Origin of the sequence: Pseudomonas sp. RL (genome assembly GCF_000647775.1) — a bacterium.
Classification (GTDB): domain Bacteria; phylum Pseudomonadota; class Gammaproteobacteria; order Pseudomonadales; family Pseudomonadaceae; genus Serpens; species Serpens flexibilis.
Map to the genome: position 1 here is coordinate 1 of NZ_JBOY01000125.1, position 6920 is coordinate 6920.

At 65.6% G+C, this 6920-nt stretch carries 8 protein-coding genes; all 8 read left to right on the forward strand.

Annotation, left to right across the window (positions count from 1 at the left end):
* Positions 1 to 504: type IV pilus assembly protein PilM (gene pilM, locus AS93_RS0116115; RefSeq protein ID WP_027591558.1), on the forward strand; the 504-nt coding region annotated here is incomplete at its 5' end.
* Positions 504 to 1079: a PilN domain-containing protein gene (locus AS93_RS0116120; RefSeq protein ID WP_027591559.1), complete on the forward strand. Its 576-nt coding sequence runs from the start codon at positions 504 to 506 to the stop codon at positions 1077 to 1079. The genes pilM and AS93_RS0116120, both read left to right, overlap by 1 nt.
* Complete coding sequence (gene pilO / locus AS93_RS0116125) at positions 1076 to 1699, forward strand: type 4a pilus biogenesis protein PilO (protein WP_027591560.1); 624 nt, start codon at positions 1076 to 1078, stop codon at positions 1697 to 1699. The genes AS93_RS0116120 and pilO overlap by 4 nt, the downstream gene beginning before the upstream one ends.
* Positions 1696 to 2223 carry a type 4a pilus biogenesis lipoprotein PilP gene (gene pilP / locus AS93_RS0116130; protein WP_027591561.1) on the forward strand — a complete coding sequence of 176 codons (528 nt, stop codon included), beginning with the start codon at positions 1696 to 1698 and terminating at the stop codon, positions 2221 to 2223. The genes pilO and pilP overlap by 4 nt, the downstream gene beginning before the upstream one ends.
* 41 nt (positions 2224 to 2264) lie before the next feature.
* Entirely contained in the window at positions 2265 to 4334 is a 2070-nt protein-coding gene (gene pilQ / locus AS93_RS0116135) for a type IV pilus secretin PilQ (RefSeq protein WP_027591562.1), read from the forward strand.
* Positions 4335 to 4338: 4 nt separating this feature from the next.
* Positions 4339 to 4857 carry a shikimate kinase AroK gene (gene aroK / locus AS93_RS0116140; RefSeq protein ID WP_027591563.1) on the forward strand — a complete coding sequence of 173 codons (519 nt, stop codon included), beginning with the start codon at positions 4339 to 4341 and terminating at the stop codon, positions 4855 to 4857.
* A gap of 51 nt (positions 4858 to 4908) precedes the next feature.
* Entirely contained in the window at positions 4909 to 6015 is a 1107-nt protein-coding gene (aroB, locus tag AS93_RS0116145) for a 3-dehydroquinate synthase (RefSeq protein ID WP_027591564.1), read from the forward strand.
* 3 nt (positions 6016 to 6018) lie between these two features.
* Positions 6019 to 6920 (forward strand): AAA family ATPase (locus AS93_RS0116150; RefSeq protein ID WP_027591565.1); only part of this gene is annotated, 902 nt, incomplete at its 3' end.

Genomic DNA, 6920 nt, shown 5'->3' on the forward strand with positions numbered 1-6920 from the left:
AAGCGGGGCGAGAACCTGGCCGTCGCGGTGGTGGACATCGGCGCCACCATGACCACCCTGAGCGTGCTGCTCAATGGCCGTACCTTATATACCCGCGAGCAGCTGTTTGGCGGTCGCCAGCTCACCGAGGAAATCCAGCGCCGTTACGGACTGACGCTCGAGGAGGCAGGCCTGGCCAAGCGCCAGGGCGGGCTGCCCGAGGATTACGAGCGCGAAGTGCTGCAACCGTTTCGCGAAGCGGTGGTGCAGCAGGTCTCTCGCTCCCTGCAGTTCTTCTTTGCATCCGGCCAGCTGCATGAGGTGGATTGCATCCTGCTGGCCGGCGGTACCGCCTCCATTCCCGGCCTTGCCCGTCTGATCGAGGAAAAACTCGGCACGACCACGCGGGTGGCCAACCCGTTTGCCGACATGACGCTCAACAGCCGCATCAATGCCGCGGCGCTCGCCGCCGACGCGCCAGCGCTGATGATCGCCTGCGGCCTGGCGATGAGGAGTTTTGACTGATGGCTCGCATCAACCTGCTTCCGTGGCGCGAGAAGCTGCGCGAAGAGCGCCGCAAGCGCTTCCTGGCAACGCTTGGCGGCGTGCTGGTCGCCGCGGCCGGCCTGCTGTTCCTCAGCGACCAGTACCTGAGCCTGTCCATCGAGCAGCAGAGCGCGCGCAACGATTACCTGCGCAAGGAAATCGCCGTGCTGGATGCCCGCATCAAGGAAATCAGCGAACTGCGCACCCGCCGTCAGCAACTGCTGGAGCGCATGAAGATCATCCAGGATCTGCAGGGCAACCGTCCGATCATCGTGCGGGTCTTCGACCAGATGGCGCGGACCTTGCCCGAGGGCGTGCATTTCAGCGAGCTGAGCATGACCGGCAAGAGCATCGCCATTCGCGGCGCCGCCGAATCCAACAGCAAGGTGTCCAGCCTGATGCGCAACCTGGATGGCTCCGACTGGCTGGCCGGGCCGAACCTCACCGAGGTCAAGGCCGTGACTTCCGGCGCGGTCGAACAGGCCAACGTCTTCCAGCTGACGGTGCAACAGGTGGTACCCGAGGTGCGTGAGGAAAAAGAGGTGAAGAAATGAGTCTCGCCCAATCCCTGGAAGGGCTGCGCAAGATCGACCTTGCCGACCTGGACCTCAACAACCTGGGTTCCTGGCCGGCGCCGGTCAAGGCCGTGGCTGCCGTGCTGCTGTTCGCGCTGACGCTGTTCATGGGCTACCAGTTGCATCTCAAGGAGCTGCAGGAACGCCTGGATCAGCAGCGCAACGAGGAAATCACTCTCAAGGAGCAGTTCTCCACCAAGGCCTTCCAGGCCGCCAACCTGGAGGCCTATCGGGCTCAGTTGGTGCAGATGGAGGAATCCTTCGGCGTCATGCTGCGCCAGCTGCCCAGCGACACCGAGGTGCCGGGGCTGCTGGAAGACATCACCCGCACCGGCCTGGGCAGCGGCCTGGAGTTCGAGGAGATCAAACTGCAGCCCGAGGTCGTGCAGCAGTTCTATATCGAGCTGCCGATCAAGATCAGCGTGGTGGGCGGCTACCACGACCTGGCGACCTTCGTCAGCGGCGTGGCCAGCCTGTCGCGCATCGTCACGCTGCATGATTTCGAGATCAAGCCGCTCAAGGATGGCAGCGCCAGCAAGCTGCGCATGGCCATCACCGCCAAGACCTACCGCTACAACGACAAGGGGGTGACGCCATGAGCCGCCTTCGCGCCGTGACGGTAGCCGCAGTGCTTGCCAGCCTGGCGGGCTGCGGTGCCGGCCACGATTTTCATGACCTGCAGGGCTACATGGATGAAGTGCGCGCCCGTCCGAAGGGGCGCATCGAGCCGATTCCCAGCTTCCAGCCCTACGAGGCCTTTACCTACAGCGCCGCCAATCTGCGCAGCCCATTCCAGCCGCCGATCCCCGTCGACCTGGCGCGTCAGCAGCGCGGCTCGAAGGACATCAAGCCCGACGAGAATCGCGTCCGGCAGTTCCTGGAGGGCTTCAACATCGAGATGTTCGAGATGGTGGGCAGCCTGTCCAACGCCGAGGGCATGTTCGCCCTGGTGCGGGGCGCTGGCGGCGTGCACCGGATTCGCATCGGCGACTACCTGGGGCGCAATCACGGAAAGGTGGTGGCGATTGAGACCGGCAAGGTCGATGTGCTGGAGATCGTCCCCGACGGCGATGGCGGCTGGCTCGAGCGGCCGCGCAGCATGACGCTCAAGGAGCGCTCCTGATGATCACTAACAACAGCCTGTCTGTACAACGGAACGCACGCATGAACAGCATTTTCCCGCGCCTCGGTCTGTCGCTGCTGGCGACCCTGCTCGCCCCGCACGCACTGGCGGCCACCCTGCAAAGCCTGGATGTCGCAGCCTTGCCGGGCGATCGGGTCGAACTAAAGCTCGGCTTCGACCAGCCGGTGTCCGCGCCGCGCGGCTACACCATCGATCAGCCGGCGCGCATCGCGCTCGACCTGCCCGGCGTGACCAGCCAGATCGGCGTGAAGAACCGCGAGCTGGGCATGGGCAATGCGCGCAGCCTGAACATCATGGAGGTCAAGGACCGCACCCGGCTGATCGTCAACCTCGACCGGCTGACGCCCTACAGCACCCGGGCCGACGGCAATCATCTGTATGTGGTGCTCGGCGAGAACGCCGTCGCGGGCGCGGCGCAGGTGCCGCTGGTTGCCAGTGTGCCGACGCCGCAGGCTGCGGCGGCCGGCGGGCGGGTGATTCGTGGCGTCGATTTCCAGCGCGGCGAGCAGGGTGAAGGCAACGTCATCATCGACCTGGGCGACCCGGCCATGGCGCCGGACATCCAGGAGCAGGGCGGACGCATCCGCCTGGAGTTCGCCCGCGCCCAGTTGCCCGAATCGCTGCGCCTGCGTCTGGACGTCAAGGATTTCGCCACCCCGGTGCAGTTCGTCAGCAGCGCGGTGCAGGGTGACAAGGTGGTGATCAGCGTCGAGCCCAGCGGGCAGTACGATTACATGGCCTTCCAGACCGACCGGCGCCTGACCCTTAGCGTCAAGCCGCTGACCGATCGCGAAATGGAACGCCGCAAGGCGGAGCGTTTCGCCTACACCGGCCAGAAGCTCTCGCTGAACTTCCAGGACATCGAAGTGCGCTCGGTGCTGCAGCTGATCGCCGACTTCACCAACCTGAACCTGGTGGCCAGTGACACCGTGCAGGGCAACATCACCCTGCGCCTGCAGAACGTGCCCTGGGACCAGGCGCTGGACCTTGTCCTCAAGACCAAGGGCCTCGACAAGCGCCAGGTGGGCAACGTGCTGCTGGTGGCGCCGGCCGCCGAGATCGCCGAGCGCGAGCGCCAGGAACTGGAAGCCCAGCGCCAGGTGGCCGAGCTGGCCCCGCTGCGCAAGGACGTGATCCAGCTGAACTATGCCAAGGCTTCCGAGATCGCCAAGCTGTACGAGTCGGAAGCCGCCAAGGGCACCCTCAAGGACGACATGCGCGGCTCGGTGATCTTCGACGACCGCACCAACAGCCTGCTGGTGACCCTGACCCAGGAGCGCATCGACGAGTTGCGGCGCATCGTCACCTTGCTGGACGTGCCGGTGCGCCAGGTGATGATCGAGGCGCGCATCGTCGAAGCCAACGTCGACTACGACAAGAGCCTCGGCGTGCGCTGGGGCGGCAGCCAGACGTTCGCCAACGACCGTGGCGTCTTCTACGGCAACGATGACCGTGGCGACGAGGGTGGCAAGAGCGGCGCGGACAGCAGCGGCAACTTCCCCTTCGTCGACCTGGGCGTGCTGGGTCGCACCTCGGGCTTCGGCATCGGCTACGTGACCGACAACCTGATCCTCGACCTCGAACTGACGGCCATGGAGAAGACCGGCAACGGCGAGATCGTCTCCCAGCCCAAGGTGGTCACCGCCGACAAGGAAACTGCCAAGATCCTCAAGGGCGCGGAGATTCCCTACCAGGAAGCCAGCTCCAGCGGCGCCACCTCGACCTCGTTCAAGGAAGCGGCGCTGTCGCTGGAGGTGACCCCGCAGATCACCCCGGACAACCGCATCATCATGGAAGTGAAGGTCAACAAGGACGCCCCGGATTTCGCCAACGCCATGAACGGCGTGCCGCCGATCAACAAGAACGAAGTCAACGCCAAGGTGCTGGTGGCCGACGGCGAGACCATCGTCATCGGCGGTGTGTTCTCCAATACCCAGATCAAGGGTGTGGAGAAGGTGCCCTTCCTGGGCGACGTGCCCTTCATCGGCCGACTGTTCCGCCGCGACATCGTGCAGGACAAGAAATCCGAGCTGCTGGTCTTCCTGACTCCGCGTATCATGCACAGCCAGGCGTTAGCTGTGAGTCGTTAGGGTTGTGCAAAATCTGATCATCGTGGGCCCGATGGGGGCTGGCAAAAGCACCATCGGGCGTCTGCTTGCCAAGGAACTGCGTCTGGACTTCAAGGACTCCGACAAGGAGATCGAGGTGCGTACCGGCGCGAACATCCCCTGGATCTTCGACGTCGAGGGCGAGCAGGGCTTCCGCGACCGCGAACAGGCCGTGCTGGCCGACCTCTGCCAGGAGCAGGGGCTGGTGATTGCCACCGGCGGCGGCGCGGTGATGCGCCCCGAGAACCGCCAGGCTCTGCGCGCCGGCGGCCGGGTGATCTACCTGCACACCTCGGTTGAGCAGCAACTGGCGCGCACCGCCCGCGATCGCAACCGCCCGCTGCTGCGCACCGCCAACCCCGGGCAGGTGCTGAGCGACTTGCTGGCCATCCGCGATCCGCTGTACCGCGAGATCGCCGACCTGATCATCGAGACCGACGAGCGACCGCCGCGCCTGGTGGTGCTGGAAATCCTCGCGCGCCTCAAGGAGCTTCCCGAGCGTTAATGCCGGCGTCTAACTGGGGTATCCTAGCTCCCTGATCAAATCGGGGGCCCCATGCAGACTCTTCAGGTCGATCTCGGAACGCGCAGTTATCCCATCTATATTGGCCGCGGCCTGCTCGACGACGGCGCGCTGCTGGCCCGCCATATCGTCGGCCGCCAGGTGGCCATCGTCAGCAACGAGACGGTGGCGCCTCTCTATCTCCAGCGCCTGTCAGCGGCACTCGCCGATTTCAAGCAGACCCACATCGTCCTGCCCGATGGCGAAGCCCACAAGAACTGGGAAACCCTGCAGCTGATCTTCGACGGCCTGCTGCAGGCCCGCCACGACCGGCGCACCACGGTGATCGCCCTGGGCGGCGGGGTGATCGGCGACATGGCCGGCTTTGCTGCCGCCTGTTACCAGCGCGGCGTGAACTTCATCCAGGTGCCCACCACGCTATTGTCCCAGGTCGATTCGTCGGTGGGCGGCAAGACGGGCATCAACCACCCGCTGGGCAAGAACATGATCGGCGCCTTCTACCAGCCGCAGGCGGTGCTGATCGACACCGCCAGCCTGGCCACCCTGCCGGCGCGTGAGCTTTCCGCCGGCCTGGCCGAGGTGATCAAGTACGGGTTGATCTGCGACGAGCCTTTCCTCGGCTGGCTGGAAACCAACATCGACGCGCTGCGCCAGCTTGACGATGCCGCCCTCAGCGAGGCGATCGAGCGTTCCTGCGCGGCGAAGGCCCGGGTGGTGGGTGCCGACGAGCGCGAATCAGGCATTCGCGCCACCCTGAACCTCGGCCATACCTTCGGCCACGCCATCGAAACCCACATGGGGTATGGCGTGTGGCTGCATGGCGAGGCCGTCGGTGCTGGCACCGTTATGGCGCTGGAGATGTCCCGTCGCCTGGGCTGGATTGCCGAAGCCGAGCGCGACCGCGGCATCCGCCTGCTGCGTCGTGCGGGCCTGCCGGTGGTACCGCCGCAGGAGATGACCCCCGAACACTTCCTCGAACACATGGCGGTGGACAAGAAGGTGCTCGACGGCCAGCTGCGCCTGGTGCTGCTGCAGCGGCTGGGCGAGGCGGTCGTCACCGCCGATTATCCACGTGAGGCCTTGCAGGCTACCCTGACTACCGATTACGCCGGCCTTGTCGACTCGCTAGGAGACGCCTGATTCATGAGCAGCCTTCACGCCGAGGACGTGTTCCTCAGCCACTACCAGTTCAGCCATGACCCCTTCGCCGCGCGGGTGCCCAACTTCAAGTTCTTCCCGGCGCAACGCAAGCCGCTGCTTGCCCAGCTGCTGCACCTGGCGCGCTACAGCCAGCTGCTGCTGCTGGTGACCGGGCCGCTGGGCAGTGGAAAGACCCTGCTCCGCCAGGCGCTGGTCGCCACCTGCAACAAGCAGACGGTGCTGCCGGTGGTGCTCAATGCGAATTCCGGCGGCAGCGCCCAGGCGCTGTTGCTGCAGATTTCCCAGGTGCTCGGGCTGCCGGATGCGGACTCGACGACTATCCAGCGACATGTCGAACAACTGGCGCTCACCGGCCAGGCGGTGTTCCTGCTGGTGGACGATGCCGAGCTGCTGAGCAGTGAAGCCCTGGCCGAGCTGCTGGTGCTGGCGCAGGGGCCTGAGGAAGGGCGTGCCCACGTGTTCCTGTTCGGCGAGGCACAGACCGTCGAACGTCTGACGGCGCTGAGTGGTGACGATCAGGAGCAGCGTTTCCATGTCATCGAGCTGCAGCCCTACAGCGAGGAGGAAACCCGGGATTACCTGGCGTTGCGCCTGGACGGCGCCGGTCAGGGCATCGGCCTGCTCAGCGACGAGCAGGTGCGGGAGATTCACCAGCGCTCCGGCGGCTGGCCGGGGCCGATCAACGAGGCTGCTCGTGACCTGATGGTCGAGGCCATGCTGGAGGAGCGCGGTCTGCTGCGCCCGGCGGGCTTCCAGTTCAACCTGCCGCGCAAGCATCAGCTCGGACTGCTCGGTATTCTGCTGGCCGTGGCGGCCGGTTGGCTGTGGCTGGGCAGTGGTGACGAGCCGGCCACTGACGCGCAGGTGTCGCCTGCCGCCGCACC